The 21,468-nt window shown below is 64.1% G+C and carries 21 protein-coding genes; 10 read left to right on the forward strand and 11 right to left on the reverse strand.

Translation table 11 applies throughout. The features are described from left to right. The first annotated feature begins 66 nt into the window (after positions 1-66). Positions 67-402, forward strand: coding sequence for a DnaJ family domain-containing protein (locus U3648_RS09885; protein WP_420859067.1), 336 nt, complete (start codon positions 67-69; stop codon positions 400-402). Between the two features lie 64 nt (positions 403-466). On the opposite strand, the gene U3648_RS09890 is transcribed toward U3648_RS09885, so the two are convergent. Beyond that, positions 467-631, reverse strand: a complete 165-nt coding sequence (locus U3648_RS09890) for a Tat pathway signal protein (RefSeq protein WP_420859068.1) — start codon at positions 629-631, stop codon at positions 467-469. A gap of 89 nt (positions 632-720) precedes the next feature. Between U3648_RS09890 and U3648_RS09895 the strand changes: the two genes are divergently transcribed. Together U3648_RS09895 and U3648_RS09900 are read left to right on the forward strand one after the other, a co-directional pair. Next, entirely contained in the window at positions 721-1,833 is a 1,113-nt protein-coding gene (locus U3648_RS09895) for a pyridoxal phosphate-dependent aminotransferase (RefSeq protein WP_420859069.1), read from the forward strand. Between the two features lie 51 nt (positions 1,834-1,884). After that, positions 1,885-2,067, forward strand: coding sequence for a hypothetical protein (locus U3648_RS09900; RefSeq protein ID WP_420859070.1), 183 nt, complete (start codon positions 1,885-1,887; stop codon positions 2,065-2,067). A gap of 49 nt (positions 2,068-2,116) precedes the next feature. On the opposite strand, the gene U3648_RS09905 is transcribed toward U3648_RS09900, so the two are convergent. Continuing rightward, a complete protein-coding gene (locus tag U3648_RS09905; RefSeq protein WP_420859071.1) occupies positions 2,117-3,304 on the reverse strand; it encodes a pyridoxal-phosphate-dependent aminotransferase family protein in 1,188 nt (395 codons plus the stop codon). A 155-nt stretch (positions 3,305-3,459) separates the two neighbouring features. Between U3648_RS09905 and U3648_RS09910 the strand changes: the two genes are divergently transcribed. After that, positions 3,460-4,479, forward strand: a complete 1,020-nt coding sequence (locus U3648_RS09910; protein ID WP_420859072.1) for a hypothetical protein — start codon at positions 3,460-3,462, stop codon at positions 4,477-4,479. 59 nt (positions 4,480-4,538) lie between these two features. Here U3648_RS09910 and U3648_RS09915 read toward each other — a convergent pair whose 3' ends face one another. From U3648_RS09915 to U3648_RS09940, 6 genes are all read right to left on the reverse strand, one after another. Next, positions 4,539-5,981 (reverse strand): SPOR domain-containing protein, encoded by a 1,443-nt coding sequence (locus U3648_RS09915; RefSeq protein ID WP_420859073.1) that lies wholly within the window; start codon positions 5,979-5,981, stop codon positions 4,539-4,541. Between the two features lie 112 nt (positions 5,982-6,093). After that, positions 6,094-6,726, reverse strand: a complete 633-nt coding sequence (gene upp / locus U3648_RS09920) for a uracil phosphoribosyltransferase (RefSeq protein WP_420859074.1) — start codon at positions 6,724-6,726, stop codon at positions 6,094-6,096. Next, positions 6,723-7,712: an adenosine deaminase gene (locus tag U3648_RS09925; RefSeq protein ID WP_420859075.1), complete on the reverse strand. Its 990-nt coding sequence runs from the start codon at positions 7,710-7,712 to the stop codon at positions 6,723-6,725. The genes upp and U3648_RS09925 overlap by 4 nt, the downstream gene beginning before the upstream one ends. Beyond that, positions 7,709-8,920, reverse strand: coding sequence for a phosphopentomutase (locus U3648_RS09930; protein WP_420859076.1), 1,212 nt, complete (start codon positions 8,918-8,920; stop codon positions 7,709-7,711). The genes U3648_RS09925 and U3648_RS09930 overlap by 4 nt, the downstream gene beginning before the upstream one ends. After that, positions 8,920-10,221: a thymidine phosphorylase gene (locus U3648_RS09935; protein WP_420859077.1), complete on the reverse strand. Its 1,302-nt coding sequence runs from the start codon at positions 10,219-10,221 to the stop codon at positions 8,920-8,922. The genes U3648_RS09930 and U3648_RS09935 overlap by 1 nt, the downstream gene beginning before the upstream one ends. 2 nt (positions 10,222-10,223) lie before the next feature. Then, the gene (locus U3648_RS09940) at positions 10,224-10,616 is read right to left on the reverse strand and encodes a cytidine deaminase (protein ID WP_420859078.1); all 393 of its coding nucleotides are present in this window, start codon (positions 10,614-10,616) and stop codon (positions 10,224-10,226) included. A 191-nt stretch (positions 10,617-10,807) separates the two neighbouring features. Between U3648_RS09940 and U3648_RS09945 the strand changes: the two genes are divergently transcribed. The 4 genes from U3648_RS09945 to U3648_RS09960 all read left to right on the forward strand — a co-directional run bounded on the left by U3648_RS09945 (position 10,808) and on the right by U3648_RS09960 (position 16,200). Beyond that, entirely contained in the window at positions 10,808-13,087 is a 2,280-nt protein-coding gene (locus U3648_RS09945) for an NADP-dependent malic enzyme (protein WP_420859079.1), read from the forward strand. Positions 13,088-13,306: 219 nt separating this feature from the next. Continuing rightward, a complete protein-coding gene (gene prpE, locus U3648_RS09950; protein ID WP_420859080.1) occupies positions 13,307-15,199 on the forward strand; it encodes a propionate-CoA ligase PrpE in 1,893 nt (630 codons plus the stop codon). A gap of 128 nt (positions 15,200-15,327) precedes the next feature. Beyond that, positions 15,328-15,747 carry a hypothetical protein gene (locus U3648_RS09955; RefSeq protein WP_420859081.1) on the forward strand — a complete coding sequence of 140 codons (420 nt, stop codon included), beginning with the start codon at positions 15,328-15,330 and terminating at the stop codon, positions 15,745-15,747. A gap of 117 nt (positions 15,748-15,864) precedes the next feature. After that, positions 15,865-16,200, forward strand: a complete 336-nt coding sequence (locus U3648_RS09960; RefSeq protein WP_129684716.1) for a YegP family protein — start codon at positions 15,865-15,867, stop codon at positions 16,198-16,200. A 4-nt stretch (positions 16,201-16,204) separates the two neighbouring features. On the opposite strand, the gene U3648_RS09965 is transcribed toward U3648_RS09960, so the two are convergent. Then, complete coding sequence (locus U3648_RS09965) at positions 16,205-16,972, reverse strand: NAD kinase (protein WP_420859082.1); 768 nt, start codon at positions 16,970-16,972, stop codon at positions 16,205-16,207. A 176-nt stretch (positions 16,973-17,148) separates the two neighbouring features. On the opposite strand from U3648_RS09965, the gene glyA reads away from it, so the two are divergent. Continuing rightward, a complete protein-coding gene (glyA, locus tag U3648_RS09970; RefSeq protein WP_420859083.1) occupies positions 17,149-18,444 on the forward strand; it encodes a serine hydroxymethyltransferase in 1,296 nt (431 codons plus the stop codon). A gap of 71 nt (positions 18,445-18,515) precedes the next feature. Beyond that, positions 18,516-19,382, forward strand: coding sequence for a DUF817 domain-containing protein (locus U3648_RS09975; protein WP_420859084.1), 867 nt, complete (start codon positions 18,516-18,518; stop codon positions 19,380-19,382). Positions 19,383-19,401: 19 nt separating this feature from the next. Here the strand turns inward: U3648_RS09975 and U3648_RS09980 are convergent, their stop codons facing one another. Together U3648_RS09980 and U3648_RS09985 are read right to left on the reverse strand one after the other, a co-directional pair. Next, a complete protein-coding gene (locus U3648_RS09980) occupies positions 19,402-20,469 on the reverse strand; it encodes an ABC transporter ATP-binding protein (protein WP_420859085.1) in 1,068 nt (355 codons plus the stop codon). Positions 20,470-20,472: 3 nt separating this feature from the next. Then, on the reverse strand, positions 20,473-21,465 hold the full coding sequence (locus U3648_RS09985) for a glycoside hydrolase family protein (protein ID WP_420859086.1): 993 nt from the start codon (positions 21,463-21,465) through the stop codon (positions 20,473-20,475). Between the last annotated feature and the right edge of the window lie 3 nt (positions 21,466-21,468).

Here is a 21,468-nt window from a genome sequence, read left to right on the forward strand (position 1 = left end):
GAAGACGACTTGCTCCTCTCCTGCGTCGGTGCGACACTTCCGATGCATTAGCGCAGGAAACGGCCCATGCCCCGGTGGCTCGACAAGATCGCGGAACGGCGGATGCTCAAGGCGCGGGCCGAGGGCAAATTGCAGGGTCTGTCGGGCGAGGGAAAGCCACTGCCCGAGCGGCCCGGTGACGCCTTTGTCGATCCGGGCGAGGCCGTCGGATTCCGGATCATGGCCGAGGCGGGCGCCCTGCCCGAGGAGATTACCATCAAGCGGCAGATCGAGGCGGTGAAGGCCCAATTGGCCGGGTTGACCGATCCGGCGGACCGCAAGGCAGTGATGGCCGAGTTATCCCGGCTTCAGACGAAACTTGCCATGGCGGAAGAGGCCCGGCGCAAATTTTTGCGGGACTGACAGGGGTGGTGGGTTGAAACCCACCTTACCCCCGGCGCCTCGTAAGGTGGGTCTTGACCCACCGCTATGGCACGACCCGGTCCACCGCCCGCATCATCCCCAATCCCTTGTCATAGACGAGCGTCAGGATGCGCCGCCCGCCGGTCCGGGCCGCGATCTGCGGCAGGGTCCGGACGCCCGCAGCGGCGGCGGCGGTCAGGATGAACCCGCGTCGGGTCAGTTTGGTCATGGGCAATCTCCCTTCTGATCCAACCTATGTGCGCCCATCCTGCCGCCAACCCCTTGCACAGGGGGGAATTTCGGCGCTTATCTTCCCCCATGACAGATGATCCCCGCCTGACCCCGCTCGCCCAGAGCCTTCCTGCCACCGTCCCCTTTGTCGGACCAGAGGCGCAGGAACGCGCGCGGGGCCGTCCCTTTGCCGCCCGTCTTGGGGCGAACGAGAGCCTGTTCGGCCCGTCGCCCCGCGCCATCGCCGCGATGGAACGGGCCGCGTCCGAGGTCTGGATGTATGGCGATCCCGAAAGCCATGAGCTTCGGGCGGCAATTTCGGCGGCGCTTGGCGTGCCGGCCCCCAATATCGCCATTGGCGAAGGGATCGACGGGCTGTTGGGCCTTGTGGTGCGCCTGTTCGTCGGGCCGGGGGATGCGGTTGTCACCTCGGCCGGGGCCTACCCGACTTTCAACTATCACGTGGCCGGGTTCGGCGGGGTGCTGCACACCGTCCCCTATACCGGCGACCATGAAGACCCCGACCGGCTGATCGCCAAGGCCCGCGAGGTGGGGGCAAAGCTGATCTATATCGCCAACCCCGACAACCCCATGGGCACATGGCACCGGGCCGAGACCATCGAAAAGATGATCCGCCAAGTGCCCGACGGCTGCCTGCTTGTGTTGGACGAGGCCTATATCGAGTTTGCCCCAGCCGAGGCTGTGCCCGCGACCGACCCGGACGACCCCCGCGTGATCCGGATGCGGACCTTTTCCAAGGCCCATGGGATGGCGGGGGCGCGGGTCGGCTATGCCATCGGCGCCGCGGATGTGATCACCGCCTTCAACAAGGTGCGCAACCATTTCGGCATGTGCCGGATCAGCCAGGCCGGGGCGCTGGCCGCCATTCAGGATGCGGACTGGTTGGCCCATATCCGGGCAACCGTCGCCGCCGCACGAGACCGGATCGCAGCGATTGCCGCCGACAACGGGCTGCGGGCTGTTCCGTCGGCCACCAATTTCGTTGCCATCGACTGCGGCTCGGATGGTGATTTCGCCCGTGCGGTCCTGTCGGGTCTGGTGGCGCGGGACATCTTCGTACGGATGCCCTTCGTCGCGCCACAGGATCGCTGCATCCGGGTCAGCGTGGGCCGCGCCGAAGACATCGACGCCTTTGCCGCCGCCCTGCCGGGCGCCTTGGCCGACGCACGGAAACGTTAACCGCGTTTTGGTGGAAACGGGCTAAACTGTGCGGAGAAAAGGACCCCGCCGATGCCAGAGCCGCATATCCCCCGCCCGGTCGAGAATTACACCAACGCCTTCCTGACCATGTGTTGGGTGATCCTGTTCATGGGGCTTTGGGTGATCCACGCGGTGGCCGGGGCGATCTGGGTGGCGATCACCGCAGCGGCGGTGGACCGGACCATCACCCTGATCGGACGGCTGCGGGGTTAGGTGGGTCAAGACCCACCTTACGGGGTCAGCGCAGGCCGTAAGGTGGGTTTCAACCCACCGTTCCGGCGATGACCCGCGTTGCGGCCTCGACCGCGCCCGATCCATGCGCAATGTCCAGCGCCTTCAGTCCCGCATCAATCGTGCCGATGACCCCAAGGATCATATGGGCGTTCACATGTCCCATATGCCCGATCCGGAACCATGCATCCTCTGGCACCCGGCCCAGCCCGATCCCAAGGGTCAGCCCGGCCTCAAACTCGCACCAATGCCGCAACCGGTCGGCATCGGGGCTGTCCATCCCGACCGAGGTGACCGCATGGGACCGGTGCGCCGGGTCCGCCACGTTCAACCGCAGCGCCCCGCCCTGCCCCCATGCATCGCAGGCGGCCCAGATGGCACGGGCGAGCGTTTCGTGCCGGGTCCAGACATTTTCCAACCCTTCCTCACCGATCATGTCCAGCGCCTCGCGCAGGCCATAAAGGTGATGGGTCGGGGCGGTTCCATCGAAATACTGGTAATACATCTCCGGCTTCGCCCGCGGCCGCCAATCCCAGTAGCGACTGGCAAGATCCGCATCTTCGCGCCAGCGATCCGCCTTGTCGTTGAACCAGGCGAACCCGATCCCCGGCGGGGTCATCAGCCCCTTTTGCGAGGCGGCGATGGTCACATCCGCGCCCCAGGCGTCCATCTCGTAGCGGTCACAGCCCATCGAGGCGATGCAATCCACCATCAAAAGCGCCCCGTGTCCGACCGCGTCCAGCAGGTCCCGCACCGCCCGCACATCGTTGCGGATCGACGACGACGTATCGACATGGCACATCAGCACCGCGCGGATCTTTTGCCCGGTGTCGGCCCGTAGCGCCGTTTCGATCTGGTCGAAATCAAATGGCGACCGCTCACCGAAATGCATCAGGTCCACGTCCAGATGCAGCCCGGTGGCCATTTCCGACCAGCCGATCCCGAACCGGCCCGAGGACAGAACCAGCACCTTGTCGCCGCGCGAACAGGTGTTGCACAGGGCCGCCTCCCACAATCCATGACCATTGGCGATATAGATCGTGGCGTTGCCATCGGTCCCGGCCACGGCCTTAAGGTCGGGGATCAGGCTGTGGGTCAGGTCGGGCAGTTCCCCGGTATAGATGTTCGGCGCGGGCCGATGCATCGCCCGCAGCACCCGGTCGGGCATCACCGACGGGCCGGGAATGGCAAGATAGGACAGACCGTTGGCCAAGGACATGGAACACCCCGCAGAACTAATATGAGTCGGCCAGACCCTAGTGCCCAAGATGCCGAAGGTGTAGGGCGAAAAACCCGCGCCCCCGAACCGCGATCAAGCCTACCCAGAAGGGTTACAACGTATTATCATTGCGGGCAAAACAGCACGCGGGCAGCATGACGGCACTTTCGCAATACGAACGTCTGGAATCGACCGGCCTGTGGCGCGCGGCGCCCGGGGAACAGCGGCGCGAGGTCACGGTGTCTTTCGGCGATGCGACGCTGGTAATTGCCGATAGCGCGGGCCGACCCCTGACCCATTGGTCGCTTGCCGCCATTGAACGGGTCAACCCGGGCCAGCGCCCGGCGGTCTTTGCCCCGGATGCGGAACGCAGCGAAACGCTTGAGGTCGAGGACGACATCATGATCGGCGCGGTGGAAACCGTGCGCAAGACCATCGCCCGGCGACGGCCCCGGCCCGGCCGGTTGCGCTGGTTGGGACTGGCGATGTCGGTTGCGGGGATGGCGGCGCTTGGGTTTCTGTGGCTGCCCGATGCGCTGCGGAACCATACGTTGGGCGTTGTTCCGCCCGCCAAGCGCAGCGAGATCGGCGCGACCCTTCTGGGCCATATGCAACGCCTGACTGGCCCAAGTTGCCGCGACGCGATGGGCACGGCGGCGCTGACGCGGCTGCGCGCCCGGGTTCTGGGGGCCGGCAGCCAGATCCAGCTTGTGGTGGTGCCCGACGGCGTGCCCACGTCGCGTAGCCTGCCCGGCGGGATTACCCTCCTGAATCGCGGGCTAGTCGAGGATTATGAGGATCCCGCCGTGGTTGCGGGCTATGTTCTGGCCGAATTGGCGCACAACCTGTCATCCGACCCGCTTGACCCCTTGCTGAAGGCGGCGGGCCTGCGGGCCACGATTACCCTGCTGACAACCGGTGACCTTCCGCCCGAGGTTCTGCGCAGCTACGCCGAAACCCTGGTCAGCACGCCGCCGGCACAGCCCGACGCCGACGCCTTGATCGCACAGTTTGCACGGGCCGAAATCGCCGCCAGCCCCTTTGCCTATGCCGTTGATATCACCGGGGAAACCACGCTTGACCTGATCGAGGCCGACCCGATGGCGGGCAGCACCGCACCGCCAATCCTGTCGGACAGGGATTGGGTCGCGCTTCAGGGGATTTGCGGGGGCTGACCGGTGCCCAAGAAAAGGCCCCGCATAACCAGCGCGAGGCCCTTTCCCGGGAGAACCGGTTAGCGACGCAGGAACGCGTCGGAATATCCCGCGCCTCGGACCACCGACAGGGCCGATCCGAGCGCGGATTGCGAGGCAAAGGGCCCCGCGACGATGACAGTCAATTCCTGCCCATTGCGGGTCACAGTGCCCCGCCGGGCGGGCAGGCCGAGCGCGATCAACCGCTGCGCGGCGGCTTCGGCGTTGGCGGGGTTGGCGAAGGTGCCGACCTGAACATAGCGGTGGCTGGCCGCGACCTGCGGTTGCTGCTGGTCCGGCGCGGTCTGGGTCGGGGCCACGGCCCGGGCAGAGCTGTGCACGTTCCGCACCAGCTGCGGGCCGCGGTTCGGGTTCAGACGCCCATCATCCCACGCGGGTTCATAGCCTTCCGGCGGGGTGGCCCGGTGCGGCGTAGCGACTGGCGGGTTTGACAGCGGCGGCGGAGCGAACCATCCGCCGACTTGCGTGCGGTTAGACTGATGGGTCTGCGGGGTCGTCATCGGCGCAGCGCGGCTGACAGTGCCCGACGGCGATTGCGTTTGCGGGCCGCAGCGAACGCCCTGCCCTGACAGATAGCGCGCGCTGACCGGGCTGAGATCCGGGCAGGACGTCGCCACCGGGGCGGCAACCGGCGCAACGGGCGCAGAGGCAACCGCGACGGGGGCCGACGGGGCGGCGGGTGACGCCGGGGACATCGGGGCCGTGGGCCGGGCAATGGCCGCGGGAACCGTCGCGGCCACGGTCGCGCTGACCGGCTGGGTCTGCGGGCCGCAACGGACGGGCAGCCCGGTCCGGGCATTGATATAGCGGCGGCCAGTTGCGCTGATGTCCGTGCAGATCTCTGCGATGGTCATGCGGCGCGGTTCCGTGCTGGCCGCAGGGGCAGCCGGGGCGGCTGTCGGGATCGGCGCGGCGCTGGCCAGAACCGGGGCCGGACCACAATCGATCGGCTGCCCCGTCCGGGCACTGATATAGCGCGGTTGCACCCCGAATTTGCCGTCGCAGGCTTCGGCGCGACTAATCCGGCGCGGTTCGGGCTGCTCTACCACTGCCGGGCTGGGCGTTGGCGCAGGGGCCGTTGCCCGGACCGGGGTCGGGGTTCCGGGCGGCGGCGCAATCTGCGGGGTGGTGGCCCGGACGGTCGGCGGCGTTGTCACGGAGGCCACTGTTTCCATCGGCGCCGGACCTTCAGGGCGCGACGGCGCCGCGGCGACGTTTTCGGGTTGTGCCATCTGGATGATCGGGGCGGCGGGCGCGGCGGCGGCCGGGGCACCGGCCACCTGCGTCGGTGAATAGCCGCACAGCTGCTGGCGGTTCCGGTCGACGCGCGGCACCCAGGTGGTCACACCACCGATACCTGCGCGAATGAAAATACAGCCGTTGCTGTCTACATATTGTGTGCCGGTGTAGCTGGCCGGGGGAAGCTCAGCAGGCGCGCCCTGCGCAAATGCGGGCCCATTCACCAAAACCGCAATCATGGCAGCAGATGCGACGCGAGACAGCACAATCATTCCCCCGAACAGAATTTGTCGAAGAATGCATGACAATCAGGCGTGTGTAAAGGAGATTACCCCCCTATTTCGTACCAAACATGCGGTCGCCCGCATCACCTAGTCCGGGGACAATATATCCATGGTCGTTCAGGTGATCGTCTACAGATGCTGTGACGATCGGCACGTCGGGATGGGCCTCTTTCATGCGGGCGATGCCCTCGGGCGCGGCCAGCAGGCACAGGAAAATCAGGTTCTTCGCCCCGGCCTCCTTCAACATATCGATGGCGGCGGCAGAGGAATTCCCGGTGGCCAGCATCGGGTCCACCACGATGGTCAGACGGTCCTCCAACTCGGCCGGAACCTTGAAGTAATACTTCACCGGCTGAAGCGTTTCCTCGTCCCGGTAAAGACCCACAAAACCGACCCGCGCATTGGGGATCAGGTCCAGAATACCGTCAAGCAGCCCGTTGCCCGCCCGCAGGATCGACACCAGCGCCAGTTTTTTCCCGTCAATCGTCGGCGCATCCATCTGGCACAATGGTGTATCGATCGTCTTGGTCGTCATCGGCAGATTGCGCGTGACCTCATAGGCCAGCAGGTGGCTGATTTCGTGCAGCAGTTGGCGGAACGACTTGGTCGACGTATCGACCTCGCGCATCAGGGTCAGCTTGTGCTGGACCAGCGGGTGGTCGACGACGGTCAGTTGTTGGGTCATTGGGCGGCCTCCAGACGTTTCGCGATCTTGTCCTTGGTTGCGTCATCGCAGAAGGCCGCGTCAAGCGCGGTCTGGTTCAGGGCGCGCAATTCCTCTTCCTCCCAGCCGAAAACCTTGGCCAGCATGTTGAATTCGTCGGTCATCGTGGTCTTGAAGAAGGGTGGATCGTCAGTCGACACGGTGACATTCACTCCCCGTTCGCGCAGGCGGGCGATGGGATGGTCCTTCCACGATTTCACCGCGCCAAGGAACACATTGGACCCCGGGCAAACCTCAAGCGTGATGCCCGCCTCGGCGATCTGATCGACAAGGGCAAGGTCGTGGATCGCGTTGATCCCATGGCCGATCCGCTCCACCCGCAGGTCGCGGATCGTGTCGGCCACCATGTCCGGCCCACCCCATTCCCCGGCGTGACAGGTCAGGCGCAGCCCGGCCTCGCGCGCCATGTCGAAACTATAGGTGAAATCACCGGGGCGGCCCATCATCTCGGCCCCGGCCATGCCGAAGCCGGTAATGAAATCGCCCTTGGTCTCGGCGGCACAGAGGGCGGCGGTCTTCGCCTGCTCCGGCCCGAAATGGCGGATGCAGGTGATGATGCCCTTGAGCGTGATGCCCATTCTCGCTTCGGCCTCGGCGGCGGCATCCTCCATCGCGGAAAGATAGTCGCGCCAGGCGGCCAGATCACCGCCGCCGCAGAAATCCGGCGACAGGAAGGTTTCGGAATAGACCACGCCGTTTGCGGCGCTTTCCTCCAGCACGGCAAGGGTCAGACGGCGGAAATCCTCGGGGCCTTGCAGGGTCGTGCAGGCGGCCTCGTAGACCTGAAGGAAATGGTCGAAATCACGGTAGGCATAGCTGCCGTCTTCATTGAATATCTTGCTGATATCAATGTTCTTTTCCTTTGCGAGCCCGCGAATGAAGGTGGGCGGTGCGCCCCCTTCGAGGTGCAGGTGCAATTCGACCTTGGGCAGGGATCTGTAACTCATAGAAAACTCCGTCCGGGGCCTTGGGCGGGCACGCCCAGATGGGCGGCCACGCTTGCGGCGATGTCTGTAAAGGCCAATGTGCCAAGGGCGCGCGCGCCGATCCCGTGAACCAGAACAGGCACCTGTTCGCGGGTGTGGTCGGTGCCCACCCAGGTCGGGTCGTTGCCATGATCGGCGGTGACGATCAGCAGGTCACCGTCCCGCAGGCGGGGCAGGATTTCAGATAGTTCAGCATTAAACCATTCAAGATGCCGGGCGTAGCCGGACACGTCGCGCCGGTGCCCGTATTCGCTGTCGAACTCGACGAAATTGGCAAAGACCAGCGCGCCATCGGCGGCCTCTTCCACCAGATCGGACAGGTGACCCATCAGCTCGGCATCGCGACCCTTGCGGACCTCGTCGATCCCGCGCATGGAAAAGATGTCGCCGATCTTGCCGATCGCATAGACCGGGTGACCGGCCCCCTGCACCCAATCACAAAGCGTCGGCGCGGGCGGCGCGATGGCGATGTCCTTGCGGTTGGCGGTGCGGGTAAACCCCTCTTCCACAGAGCCGACAAAGGGGCGGGCAATGACCCGCCCGACCTTCATTCTGTGTAGAAGCGGCGCAACGGACTTGCACAAATCATACAATTTTTGCAGCCCAAAGGCCGTTTCATGGGCCGCAATTTGCACAACACTGTCAGCAGAGGTGTAACAGATGGGCCAGCCAGTGCGCAGATGTTCAGCCCCGAAATCGGCGATAACCTTGGTGCCGGACGCGTGGCAATTGGCAAGAATGCCTTCGGTGCCGGCGGCCTTGCACAGGGCCTCGGTCACCTTTTCGGGGAAGGCCGGTTGGGTGTCGGGGAAGGTGTGCCAATCCCACGGCACCGGCACGCCGGCCAGTTCCCAGTGACCCGAGGGCGTGTCCTTGCCACGTGATGCTTCCCGGGCGACGCCCCAGGCGCCGGTTGGCACCGCGTCCAGCCCCGGCGTCGCAATCCCGGTCGAGGCGCGGAGGGCCGCGCCCAACCCCAATGTGTCCAACGTGCCAACAGACAACGGGCCGCTGCGCCCCTCAACTGCACGCCCGTCGGCGCAGGCCTGCGCGATATGGCCAACGGTATTGGCGCCGGTATCCGGCACATCGCCGTTGAAATAGCTGTCGGCATCCGGCGCGCCGCCGATCCCGACGCTGTCGATCACCAGAAGAAACGCGCGCGGCATCAGTCGATCCTTTCGTGAACCAGGGGGAAGGGCTCTGGCGCGTCACCGATCCTGATCGCGGCGATGACGGCCTTTGCCGCAGCCTCGGCCCCGGCCTCGGTCCGGGCATGGATCGTGCACAGGGGATCGCCCTTCGCCACCTTCACGCCGCGCCCCACCACGTCGGTCAGGCCAACCGCCGGGTCGATCCGGTCGGTTTCAACCCGACGCCCGCCGCCAAGGTCGACCACCGCCAACCCCAAAGCTTCACCATTGATTTCATTGATATATCCATCCAGTGGCGCGGGCACGTCGCCGATCACTGGCGCCTTGGGCAGATGGGTCATCCAGTCCTTTTCCATGTCCGGCGGGCCGCCCAATTCGGCCACCATAGCCGCGAAATGGGCCATGGCGCGGCCCGAGGATATCGCCTCGGCCATCTTCTCTTCCGCCTCGCCTTCCTCTTCGCCCACAAGCGCCAGAAGCCGCCCGCCCAGCGACACGGTCAGGTCGTGCAGGCGCGGGGCGGCGGCGCGGTTTCCAGCCATCACCTCCATGCAGATCGCGACCTCGAGCGCGTTGCCAAGGACCGGGGCCAGTGGTTCGTTCATGTCTGTGATCAGCGCGGCGGTCGCACAGCCCGCCCCGTTGGCAGTGTCCACAATCGACCGGGCCAGCGCGCGGGCGTCATCGGCGGTCTTCATGAAGGCGCCGGTGCCAACCTTGACGTCCATGACCAGGGCCTCCAGCCCGGCGGAGAGTTTCTTGGACAGAATCGATGCGGTGATCAGGTCGATGGATTCGACGGTCGCGGTCACGTCGCGAATGGCATAGAGCCGACGGTCCGCCGGGGCGATCCGCCCGGTCGCCCCGACCACGGCGCAGCCGACCTTGCGGACGAGCGGCCGCAGCTTGTCTTCCTCGATCTGGGCCACGACGCCCGGGATCGCTTCCATCTTGTCGAGCGTTCCGCCCGTATGGCCCAGCCCCCGGCCCGAAATCATCGGCACGAAGGCACCGCAGGCCGCCAGCGCGGGCGCAAGGATCAGCGACACGCAATCGCCCACCCCGCCGGTCGAATGTTTGTCGACCACCGGGCCGGGCATGTCCCAGCGCAGCACATCACCGCTGTCGCGCATGGCACGGGTCAGGTTGACCCTGCCCTCGGCCCCGATCCCGTTCAGAAGAACCGCCATGGCAAAGGCCCCGGCCTGCGCGTCTGACACGGCTCCGCTGGCCAACCCATTGGCGAACCACTGCAATTCCTCGGCGGTCGGGATGTCGCGGTTGCGTAGTTTGGCGATGATCGCGCGGGCGTCCATCGTCAACTCCGCACCATGTAGTCTTCGGTGAAGACGCCGGGCAGCAGGTCGCCGATGGTGGTTTCCAGCGTTTTGCCATCCGTTGTGGCCAGCGTCACCTTGACCCCGGGTTTCCCGAATTCGGCCAGCTTCTGTCGGCAGCCGCCACAGGGCGACACCGGGATCGGGCTGTCGGCGATCACTGCCACCTCGGCGATCTCGGTTTCGCCTGCAGCGATCATCGCGGCAATCGCACCCGCCTCGGCACAGGTGCCTTCGGGATAGGCCACGTTTTCCACGTTGCACCCCTGATGCACCGCACCGCCCGTACCAAGGATGGCCGCGCCGACCTTGAAATTCGAATAGGGCGCATAAGCCCGTTCGCGCACATCGCGCGCCGCATCGACAAGGGACATCTGGCACCTCTTTTTTGACCAAGTATTCAAAAAACCACAAGGCCCGTCCGGGCGCAAGGGTTTATGCAGCTTCCTGCCCCGCGATACCATTTGCAAGTTTCACCTTAAGCTGTGTATTGGAAAGGCCCCCTTCCCCGGCGGAAGGCAAAATGGTTTAAAGTTAAACCATACAAGATACAGGAGGCCCCCGCATGTCCGACGACAATCGCGAAGCCCTGCGCCGCGCCGCGCTGGAATACCATCAGTTCCCGAAACCCGGCAAACTGGAGATCCGCGCGACCAAGCCACTGGCCAACGGCCGCGACCTGTCCCGCGCCTATTCGCCAGGCGTGGCCGAGGCCTGCCTGGAGATCAAGGCAAACCCCGACACTGCCCGCGATTATACCGCACGCGGCAACCTTGTGGCGGTCGTGTCAAACGGCACCGCGGTTCTGGGTCTGGGCAATATCGGCGGGCTGGCGTCGAAGCCGGTGATGGAAGGCAAGGCCGTCCTGTTCAAGAAATTCGCCAATATCGACTGTTTCGATATCGAGGTGAACGAACCGGACCCGGAGAAGCTGGCCGATATCGTCTGCGCGCTGGAGCCGACCTTTGGCGCGATCAACCTTGAGGACATCAAGGCACCCGACTGTTTCATCGTCGAGAAGATCTGCCGCGAACGGATGAACATCCCCGTCTTTCATGACGATCAGCACGGCACCGCCATCGTTGTCGGCGCGGCGGCGACCAACGCGCTTCAGGTCGCGGGCAAACGGTTCGAGGACGTGAAGGTCGTCAGCACCGGCGGCGGGGCAGCGGGCATTGCCTGTCTGAATATGCTGCTGAAACTGGGTGTGAAGCGCGAAAACGTCTGGCTGTGCGATATCGAAGGGCTGGTCTATCACGGTCGCGAAAAGGAAATGACCCCGCAGAAGGCGGCCTTTGCCCAAGGCGACAGCCCGGCCACGCTGGCCGATGTAATCGACGGCGCGGACCTGTTTCTTGGCCTGTCCGGCCCCGGCGTTCTAAAGCCCGAGATGGTTGCGAAGATGGCCAAGGGCCCGATCATCTTTGCCCTTGCCAACCCGACCCCGGAAATTCAGCCGGACGAGGCCCGCGCTGTTGCCCCCGATGCCATCATCGCAACGGGCCGCAGCGACTACCCCAATCAGGTCAACAACGTGCTGTGCTTCCCCTTTATCTTCCGGGGGGCGCTGGACGTGGGCGCGACCGAGATCAACGACGAAATGCAGGTGGCCTGTGTCGAAGGTATCGCCGCCCTTGCCCGCGCCACCACCAGCGCCGAGGCCGCAGCCGCCTACCGCGGGGAAAAGCTGACCTTTGGGGCCGACTATCTGATCCCCAAACCGTTCGACCCGCGCCTGATGGGGGTCGTCGCGAGCGCCGTGGCCAAGGCCGCGATGGAAACCGGCGTCGCCCAGCGCCCGCTGGACGATCTGGCCGCCTACAAGCGCAAGCTGGACGCCTCGGTCTTCAAGTCCGCCTTTATCATGCGCCCGGTGTTCGAAGCTGCCCGCAGCGCCGAACGCAAGATCGTCTATGCCGAGGGCGAGGACGAACGGGTGCTGCGCGCCGCGCAGGCGGTGATGGAGGAAACCACCGACACCCCGATCCTGATCGGTCGCCCCGAGGTGATCGAACGGCGGTGCGAACGGGCGGGCCTGAAGATCCGGCCGCTGACCGATTTCGAGATCGTGAACCCCGAAAACGACCCGCGCTACCGCGACTACTGGGGCACCTACCACGAGTTGATGGCCCGTCAGGGCGTGACCCCGGACCTTGCCAAGGCGATCATGCGCACGAATACCACCGCGATTGCCGCCGTCATGGTCCATCGTGGAGAGGCCGACAGCATGATCTGCGGCACCTTCGGCCAGTTCCTGTGGCACCTGAACTATGTCCAGCAGATCCTTGGGCGGGGCGGGCTGCACCCGGTCGGGGCGCTGTCGCTGATGATCCTTGAAGATGGGCCGCTGTTCGTGGCCGATACGCAGGTGCACCCGAACCCGACCCCGGAACAGATCGCCGAGACAGTGATCGGCTGCGCCCGCCATGTGCGCCGCTTTGGCGTGACCCCAAATATCGCGCTCTGCTCTCATTCTCAGTTCGGCAACCTGGATTGCGATACCGGCAACCGAATGCGGGCCGCCATCGACATCCTGGACAGCCAGCCCCGCGATTTCTGCTACGAGGGGGAAATGCATGTCGATGCCGCGCTGGACATGGACCTGCGCGACCGCATCTTCCCCGGCAGCCGGATGAAGGGCGCGGCCAATGTGCTGGTCTTCGCCAATACCGATGCGGCCTCGGGCGTGCGCAATATCCTGAAGATGAAAGGCGGCGGGCTGGAGGTCGGGCCGATCCTGATGGGCATGGGCAACCGGGCGCATATCGTCACCCCGTCGATCACGCCGCGCGGGCTGTTGAACATGTCCGCGCTCGCCGGGACACCGGTGACGCTCTACAGCTAGGCGCGACTCGGGTTTCGCAAATTAGATTTGCAGATTTGCAGAACGCGCGTCGCGGGCTGCAAATCCCGCCCGTCCGCTACGGGTTTGCAAAAGTTTGCAGTCCCGAACGGCGATATCTGCAAATTTTCTGCGCCAATCTGCCGCTGCCCCTGCCATGGCGCTTGCCCGCGTCGCACCCCCCCGCGTAACACATTTCCAACGCTGAGGAGGAGACAGCACATGGGTTACAAGGACGTCTATGACAGCTGGAAGGCCGACCCCGAGGGGTTCTGGATGGAACAGGCCAAGGCGATTGACTGGGACACCCCGCCGACCAAGGCGCTGAACGATACGAATGCGCCGCTGTATGAATGGTTCACCGACGCCCGCGTGAACACCTGCTATAACGCGGTCGACCGCCACGTCGAAAACGGCCGCGCCGATCAGGCGGCGATCATCTATGACAGCCCGATCACCGGGGTGAAGGACCAGATCACCTATGCCCAGCTGAAGGACAAGGTTGCGGGCCTGGCCGGAGCGCTGACCGCGCGCGGTGTAACCAAGGGCGACCGGGTCATCATCTACATGCCGATGGTGCCAGAGGCGCTGGTGGCCATGCTGGCCTGCGCCCGGATCGGGGCGATACATTCGGTCGTCTTCGGCGGGTTCGCGGCCAACGAACTGGCCGTTCGGATCGACGACGCCAAGCCCAAGGCGATCATCGCCGCCTCTTGCGGGATCGAGCCGGGCCGCGTGGTCGATTACAAACCGCTTCTGGACGGCGCGATCGAGGCCGCCAACCACAAGCCGGAGTTCTGCGTCATCTTCCAGCGCGAGCAAAGCCCGTCCGAGCTGGTCGAGGGCCGCGATGTGGACTGGTTCGCCGCGCAAGAGGGCGTCGCCCCGGCGGACTGCGTCCCGGTCGAAGGCGACCACCCGGCCTATATCCTTTATACGTCGGGCACCACGGGCGCGCCCAAAGGCGTTGTTCGTCCGACTGCGGGCCATCTGGTCGCGCTGAACTGGACCATGAAGGCGATCTACAATGTCGATCCGGGCGATGTGTTCTGGGCCGCGTCCGACGTGGGCTGGGTCGTGGGTCATTCCTACATCTGCTACGGGCCGCTGATCCACGGCAACACGACGGTTGTCTTCGAAGGCAAACCCGTGGGCACCCCCGACGCCTCGACCTTCTGGCGGGTCATCTCGGAACACAACGTGCGCAGCTTCTTTACCGCGCCGACCGCCTTCCGCGCGATCAAGCGGGACGATCCCAAAGGCGAGATGATCAAGGATTTCGACATCTCCTGCCTGCGGGCGCTCTATCTGGCGGGCGAACGGGCCGACCCCGACACCATCGAATGGGCGCAGAAAGTGATGAACGTTCCCGTCTATGACCATTGGTGGCAGACCGAAACCGGCTGGACCATCGCCGGTAACCCCGCGGGGATCGAGGCGCTACCGGTCAAGATCGGGTCGCCCACCGTGGCGATGCCAGGCTATGACGTGCAAATCCTTGACGAAGGCGGTCATCCGATGAAACCGGGCGAGCTGGGCGCGATCGCGGTGAAACTACCCCTGCCGCCGGGCACCCTGCCGACCCTGTGGAACGCCGAAGACCGGTATCGCAAATCCTATCTGACCACCTTCCCGGGCTACTACGAGACCGGCGACGCGGGAATGATCGACGAAGACGGATACCTCTACATCATGGCCCGCACCGATGACGTCATCAACGTGGCCGGACACCGCCTGTCGACCGGCGGGATGGAGGAAGTTCTGGCCGCCCACCCCGACGTTGCCGAATGCGCTGTGATTGGCGTCAGCGACGAATTGAAAGGGCAACTGCCCATGGGGTTCCTCTGCCTGAACAAAGGCTGTGACCGCCCGCATGACGAGGTGGTCAAGGAGGTGGTGAAGCTGGTCCGCGACAAGATCGGCCCGGTTGCGGCCTTCAAACTGGCCGTGGTGGTGGACCGGCTGCCCAAGACCCGGTCGGGCAAGATCCTGCGCGGGATCATGGTCAAGATCGCGGACGGTCAGGACTACAAGATGCCCGCCACCATCGACGACCCGGCGATTCTGGATGAGATCCGCGAGGCGCTTCAGACCCTCGGCTACGCCAAGGCCTGATCCTAGACGATGGAAATGGTTCGGGCGGTCCAATGTGCCGCCCGACGCCGATTCTGGGCAAACTATTGTTCCCGTTGCCACATGGGCCCGACACGCCCTACCCTGCGGTATGGATGGGAGGGACGATCGTGGAAACAACACTTCTGACACTGCACTACCTGTCGCTGGCCGTAGGCATTGGCGGCGGGGCGGCGACTGCTGTCATGGCGGGGATGACGAAAGGCGCTGATCCGGCCATTGCCGGACATGTGGGCAAGGTCCAGTCGCGGGTCGGCGATATCGGCTTCGGCGCGATCATTCTGCTGTGGATCACCGGCATCTGGATGGTCGCGGACCACGGCGGATATGCGGCGATGCCCGCTGCATTTACCTATAAGATGGGCGGGGTTGTCACCCTGACGCTTGCCCTTCTGGCAATGCAGGTGGTCAAGCGCCGGGCCATGGCGAATGGACAGCCCCCGGCGGCGTCAACGATGGAGGGGTTGGGCCGGATCGCCCTGCTGTCTGCCATTTTCACGGTGGTCATGGCCGTTATCAGCTTCGGCTGATCCCTGTTCGCCGGGTCAGCCTGCCTTTACTGGCCCCCGGGCCATTCGAATGCTTGCGCTATCGGCCATGTCGCCCAATACTGCGGCCACGTATTTATCGCACCATAGGAGTTTCACGTGGCAGGGAAGTTTGAAATCTACAAGGACAAGGCCGGGGAATTCCGGTTTCGCCTGAAAGCGGGCAACGGCGAAATCATTCTGGCCAGCGAAGGCTACAAGGCAAAGGCCAGCTGCGAGAACGGCATCGCGTCGGTCCGCAAGAACGCCCCGGATGACAAGCGCTATGAGCGCAAGGAAACCAAATCGGGCGGCCATATGTTCAACCTCAAGGCCACGAACGGTCAGGTGATCGGCACCTCGGAAAGCTACACATCGACCTCGGGCCGGGACAACGGGATCGAGTCGGTGAAGAAGAACGCGCCCGACGCCAAGCTGGACGATCAGACCGCCTGATCCGTCAAACGAACTGCTCCGAGATCAGCCTTTCCTCCAGCCCGTGGCCGGGATCGAACAGGAGACGGTGCTGGATGCTGGGCTCGGAGCGGATTTCCACCTTTACAACATCCTTGACCGACCGGCTGTCGGCATCTGCCATGACGGGCCGTTTGTCGGGGTCGATCACGTCGAACTGGACCTCTGCCGATTTCGGCAGCAGCGCCCCGCGCCAGCGCCGGGGCCGGAAGGCCGCCATCGCTGTCAGGGCCAGCACATCCGACCCGATCGGCAGGATCGGACCGTGGGCCGAATAGTTATAGGCGGTCGACCCTGCGGGCGTCGCAACCAGCGCGCCGTCGCACACCAGTTCAGACAGGCGCAGCCGCCCGTCGATGGTGATCCGAAGTTTCGCGGCCTGCGGACCGGCCCGCAGCAGGGACACCTCGTTGATCGCCAGCGCCCGATGCACCGATCCGTCGCGGCAGGTTGCGACCATCGACAACGGGTTGATGATCTCCTCCTCTGCCGCGGCTAGCCGAAAGAACAGGTCGTCTTCGTGGTATTCATTCATCAGAAAGCCGACCGTGCCCCGGTTCATCCCATAGACCGGGGCGGGGTTGTCCTGCGTGGCGTGCAGGGTTTGCAGCATGAAGCCGTCGCCCCCCAGCGCCACGATGACCTCTGCCGTGTCCAGCGGATGGTTGCCATAACGCGCGACCAGCGCCTCGAACGCCTCTTGTGCGGGCGGGCTGTCGCTGGTGACGAATGATACTCTCGGTTTGGCGGCCATCTGTAGTCCTTGTAGGTTTCCAAAAGTGTTGGCCTTTGCGGAAAGGAAACGCAAGTCGCCTAAGAGATGCGGCAAATGGCGGCAAACCCGGAAAAGACGTCGCATTGAGGGTTTTCCTATAGGAAACTTACCCCTATTGATCCGCCAACCTCCACCCTGGGACAAGGACACCAGCGATGAACGCCACCACCCGCGACTCGGGCTTTTTCACCGAAAGCCTGTCTTCCCGTGACCCCGAACTGTTCGGCGCAATCACCGGCGAACTGGGCCGTCAGCGCCACGAGATCGAACTGATCGCCAGTGAAAACATCGTCTCCGCCGCCGTGATGGAAGCCCAGGGCTCTGTCATGACCAACAAATACGCCGAAGGCTATCCGGGCCGTCGCTACTATGGCGGGTGTGAATTTGTCGACGTGGCCGAAAACCTGGCCATCGAACGGTCCTGCCAACTGTTCGACTGCGCCTTTGCGAACGTTCAGCCGAACTCGGGCTCGCAGGCGAACCAGGGTGTGTTTCAGGCGCTGCTGACGCCGGGCGACACCATTCTGGGCATGTCGCTGGACGCGGGCGGCCACCTGACCCACGGCGCCAAGCCGAACCAGTCGGGCAAATGGTTCAACGCCGTGCAATACGGTGTGCGCCAGCAGGACAGTCAGATCGACTATGATCAGATCGCCGCGCTGGCCACCGAACACCAGCCGAAGATGATCATCGCCGGTGGCTCCGCCATTCCGCGCATCATCGACTTTGCCCGTATGCGCGAGATTGCCGACAGCGTCGGTGCCTACCTGATGGTCGACATGGCCCACTTTGCCGGTCTGGTCGCCGCGGGCCTTTACCCCTCGCCCTTCCCGCACGCCCATGTGGCCACCACCACAACCCACAAGACCCTGCGCGGCCCGCGCGGCGGCGCGATCTTCACCAATGACGAAGATATCGCCAAGAAGGTCAACTCGGCCATTTTCCCGGGCATTCAGGGCGGCCCGCTGATGCATGTGATCGCGGCCAAGGCCGTCGCCTTTGGCGAGGCGCTGCGCCCCGAGTTCAAGCTGTATCAAGAGCAGGTGGTCAAGAACGCCAAGGCGCTGGCCGACCAGCTGATGAAGGGCGGTCTGGACATCGTTACCGGCGGCACCGACAGCCACGTCATGCTTGTTGACCTGCGCCCCAAGGGCGTGAAGGGCAACGCCACCGAAAAGGCACTTGGCCGGGCCAACATCACCACCAACAAGAACGGCATCCCCTTTGACCCGGAAAAGCCGACCGTGACCTCGGGCATTCGTCTGGGCACCCCGGCGGGCACCACCCGCGGCTTTACCGAGGCCGAGTTCCGGCAGATCGCCGACTGGATCGTTGAGGTGGTCGACGGGCTGGCCGCCAATGGCGAAGAAGGCAACGCCGACATCGAAGCCAAGGTGAAAGCCGAGGTCGAAGCGCTGTGCGAGACCTTCCCGCTCTACCCGAACCTCTGATCGGCTGACGCAGGCAAATTTTGGCGGGCCGCCTCTGGCAAACAGGGGCGGCCCGTGATCTTTTCCGGCTCATGAAACAGACACGCCAGATCGAACGCTCGCTAGGCTCTGCCGTGCGCCACGCCCTGCCGGGATGGCTGGCCGAATTCGTTATGTTCGGCCTGAAGATGGGTTGGGCCGCGCTGTTCGGCGGGCTGATGCTGGGCGCGATCATCCTGTCGAAGACGGTGGATTTCGACGCGCTGCCGATCCACCGCTATGACGCGCTGTTTCTGTTCGCGCTTCTTGTGCAGGCCCTGTTTCTGTTGTTTCGGCTGGAAACCCTGACCGAGGCGAAGGTGATCCTGCTGTTCCACCTGACTGGCACCGCGATGGAGTGGTTCAAGGTGGGCGCGGGCAGTTGGGGCTATCCCGAACCGGCCCTGTTCAAGGTTCTGGGCGTGCCGCTGTTTTCAGGGTTCATGTATGCGAGCGTGGGCAGCTTCATTGCCCGCGTCATCCGCATTTTTGATATGAGTTTTGCGCCCTACCCGCGCCGCTGGGTCACCTACCTGCTCGCGGCGCTGATCTATGTGAATTTCTTCAGCCACCACTACCTGCCCGACATCCGCTGGCTGCTGATCGCGGGAACAGTGGTGATCTTCGGGCACACATGGATCGGGTTTACTGTCGGCGGGCGCTATCACATGCCAATGCCACTAGCGGCGCTTTTGTCGAGCTTTTTTCTTTGGGTTGCAGAAAACATCGGCACGCTGACCGGCACATGGGTCTATGCGGGGACGGCGGCACAGGCCTTTGCCAGCCTGTCAAAAATGGGAAGCTGGTATCTGCTTTTGTATGTGGCGTTCGTTACCGTGACGGTCGTGGTCCGGCCCCCGGCAAATCCCGGTAGGGCAGCCAACGCCGCCCTACGAACCGTCCATAACGGATTGGGATGAACCAGAGCCTTTGGCCCCGTCAATCCACCTCGGGGAAGATATGTGCCTGCGCCGGGTCAAAGCGGAAATTGGCTTCGGTCCCTTCGTTGAGGATGGCATCTTCGGACAGCGCCGCGATCAGTTGAGTTCCGTCTTTCAATGTCACGTTGACCACGGTCTCGCTTCCCAGACGTTCGGTCAGGATGACCCTGCCGTGAAGCATCCCATCCGCGCCCGCCGGGGCAAGATACTGCGGACGCACGCCCAGGGTCGCAGTCTGACCCAGCGTGAACCTGCGCCCCTTGTGGGCCACGGTCACGGGATCAAGCGCCGCGTTGGAGACGGTGACGCCATGGTCGTCGATCGCATCAACCGTCACGCGGAGAAAGTTCATCGACGGTGCCCCGAGGAAGCCCGCAACAAAGAGGTTGGCGGGTTCATGGTATAGTTCCATCGGCGCGCCGATCTGCATGACCTGCCCGTCCTTCAGAACCACGATCTTGTCGGCCAGCGTCATCGCCTCGACCTGATCGTGGGTCACATAAATCATCGAGCTGGCCAGCGATTGATGCAGCTTGCCGATCTCCATCCGCATGTCCATGCGCAGGGCGGCATCAAGGTTGGACAGCGGTTCGTCGAAAAGAAAGACCTTGGGGTCGCGCACGATGGCGCGGCCGATTGCGACGCGCTGGCGCTGGCCCCCCGACAATTCCGACGGGCGACGGTCCAGAAGATGTTCCATCTGAAGGATGCGCGCGGCCTCTGCGACCTTCCGTTCCTTCTCGGCCTTGCTGGCCTTGTTGATGGTCAATCCGAAGGCCACGTTTTCGCGCACGGTCATATGCGGAAAGATGGCATAGCTTTGAAAGACCATGGCGATCCCGCGCTTGGAGGGTTCGAGATCGTTCACGACCTGCCCGTCGATTTCAAGCGTGCCCGAGGTGATATCCTCTAGCCCTGCGATCATCCGCAACAGGGTGGATTTGCCGCAGCCGGACGGGCCGACGAACACCACGAATTCACCATCCTCAACGTCGATATCGACGCCCTTGATGACTTCGACGGGTCCATAGGATTTGCGCACATTGCGCAATTTGACATTGGCCATGTTCTACTCCGCTGCTTGCTGTTGCGACGGGATATTCAGGTGGCCGTCCTGCCCGACGATCACTTCTTCCGGGTCCATGACATGGCCGACGAAATCACCGCCATCCGGTCGGTCGGCGAAGCCAAGGATCAGAAGCCGGTCGCCATCGCGAACGATCCGCGCGGCGTAGCGGCGGCAGGGAAGCGCCCCGTCGAGGAAGTCAGGCCCAATGCGCCACGGACCGCGTGGATTGTCGGCGATCAGATAGTGGTTGCCCGTCACCGGCCCGCCGGCGGTCTTTGCCGCCTGCTCGATCGAAAAATGCTCGGCGGCGGTGCAGAACAGGCAATACCACTGCCCGCCATATTCAAACACCTGCGGCACTTCGAGTTGGCCGTAGCCACCGGTGAAGACCGGCGGTTGCAGGGTCCAGTCATAGCCGTCGGGCGAGGTGGCGAAGCCGATGCAGCCACCGGCGTTCGGCTCTGCAATGCCGCGCGACCGGGCCGTGAAATACATCAGCCACCCATCGCCATCGGGATCACGCATGACCCACGGATCGCGCATCGCCCGGTCGTGCCAGACCGAGGCATCCATGCTGACCTCATAATGGACCGCGTTCGGACCATCTAGGTCGAGGATCTTCCCATCGCCAATCCGCGACCAGTTGTGCAGGTCGGTCGAGGTTGCATGGCCAATCCGTTGGTAAAGCCCGTTTTCGGCTTTGGACGTGCCGGTATAGTAAAGATGCCAGAGGTCGTCATCGCCGCGCACCACGGATCCGGTCCAGGTTGTCAGGTCGTCCCAGGCAGGCCCTTCGGTGGGCGCAAAGGTGGTGCCCAGATGGGTCCAGTTGGTCAGATCACGGCTGGTCGCGTGCCCATAAGTCACGTTCCAATGCCGAAGGTCGGGATCGCCGATGCTGCGCGGGGCCTGAAGGAAGTACCCGTGCCACAGGTCTCCGTCATGGACATACCAGCTGTCCCAGATGAACTTGTCTTTGATTGCGATAACCATGGT

It is taken from the genome of Marivivens marinus (assembly GCF_035969385.1).
GTDB lineage: Bacteria > Pseudomonadota > Alphaproteobacteria > Rhodobacterales > Rhodobacteraceae > SELP01.

Coding starts and splice junctions, on each gene's coding strand:
- U3648_RS09885 (WP_420859067.1), top strand. CDS start 67: ATGCCCCGGTGGCTCGACAAGATCGCGGAACGGCGGATGCTCAAGGCG.
- U3648_RS09890 (WP_420859068.1), bottom strand. CDS start 631: ATGACCAAACTGACCCGACGCGGGTTCATCCTGACCGCCGCCGCCGCT.
- U3648_RS09895 (WP_420859069.1), top strand. CDS start 721: ATGACAGATGATCCCCGCCTGACCCCGCTCGCCCAGAGCCTTCCTGCC.
- U3648_RS09900 (WP_420859070.1), top strand. CDS start 1,885: ATGCCAGAGCCGCATATCCCCCGCCCGGTCGAGAATTACACCAACGCC.
- U3648_RS09905 (WP_420859071.1), bottom strand. CDS start 3,304: ATGTCCTTGGCCAACGGTCTGTCCTATCTTGCCATTCCCGGCCCGTCG.
- U3648_RS09910 (WP_420859072.1), top strand. CDS start 3,460: ATGACGGCACTTTCGCAATACGAACGTCTGGAATCGACCGGCCTGTGG.
- upp (WP_420859074.1), bottom strand. CDS start 6,726: ATGACCCAACAACTGACCGTCGTCGACCACCCGCTGGTCCAGCACAAG.
- U3648_RS09925 (WP_420859075.1), bottom strand. CDS start 7,712: ATGAGTTACAGATCCCTGCCCAAGGTCGAATTGCACCTGCACCTCGAA.
- U3648_RS09930 (WP_420859076.1), bottom strand. CDS start 8,920: ATGCCGCGCGCGTTTCTTCTGGTGATCGACAGCGTCGGGATCGGCGGC.
- U3648_RS09935 (WP_420859077.1), bottom strand. CDS start 10,221: ATGGACGCCCGCGCGATCATCGCCAAACTACGCAACCGCGACATCCCG.
- U3648_RS09940 (WP_420859078.1), bottom strand. CDS start 10,616: ATGTCCCTTGTCGATGCGGCGCGCGATGTGCGCGAACGGGCTTATGCG.
- U3648_RS09945 (WP_420859079.1), top strand. CDS start 10,808: ATGTCCGACGACAATCGCGAAGCCCTGCGCCGCGCCGCGCTGGAATAC.
- prpE (WP_420859080.1), top strand. CDS start 13,307: ATGGGTTACAAGGACGTCTATGACAGCTGGAAGGCCGACCCCGAGGGG.
- U3648_RS09965 (WP_420859082.1), bottom strand. CDS start 16,972: ATGGCCGCCAAACCGAGAGTATCATTCGTCACCAGCGACAGCCCGCCC.
- glyA (WP_420859083.1), top strand. CDS start 17,149: ATGAACGCCACCACCCGCGACTCGGGCTTTTTCACCGAAAGCCTGTCT.
- U3648_RS09975 (WP_420859084.1), top strand. CDS start 18,516: ATGAAACAGACACGCCAGATCGAACGCTCGCTAGGCTCTGCCGTGCGC.
- U3648_RS09980 (WP_420859085.1), bottom strand. CDS start 20,469: ATGGCCAATGTCAAATTGCGCAATGTGCGCAAATCCTATGGACCCGTC.
- U3648_RS09985 (WP_420859086.1), bottom strand. CDS start 21,465: ATGGTTATCGCAATCAAAGACAAGTTCATCTGGGACAGCTGGTATGTC.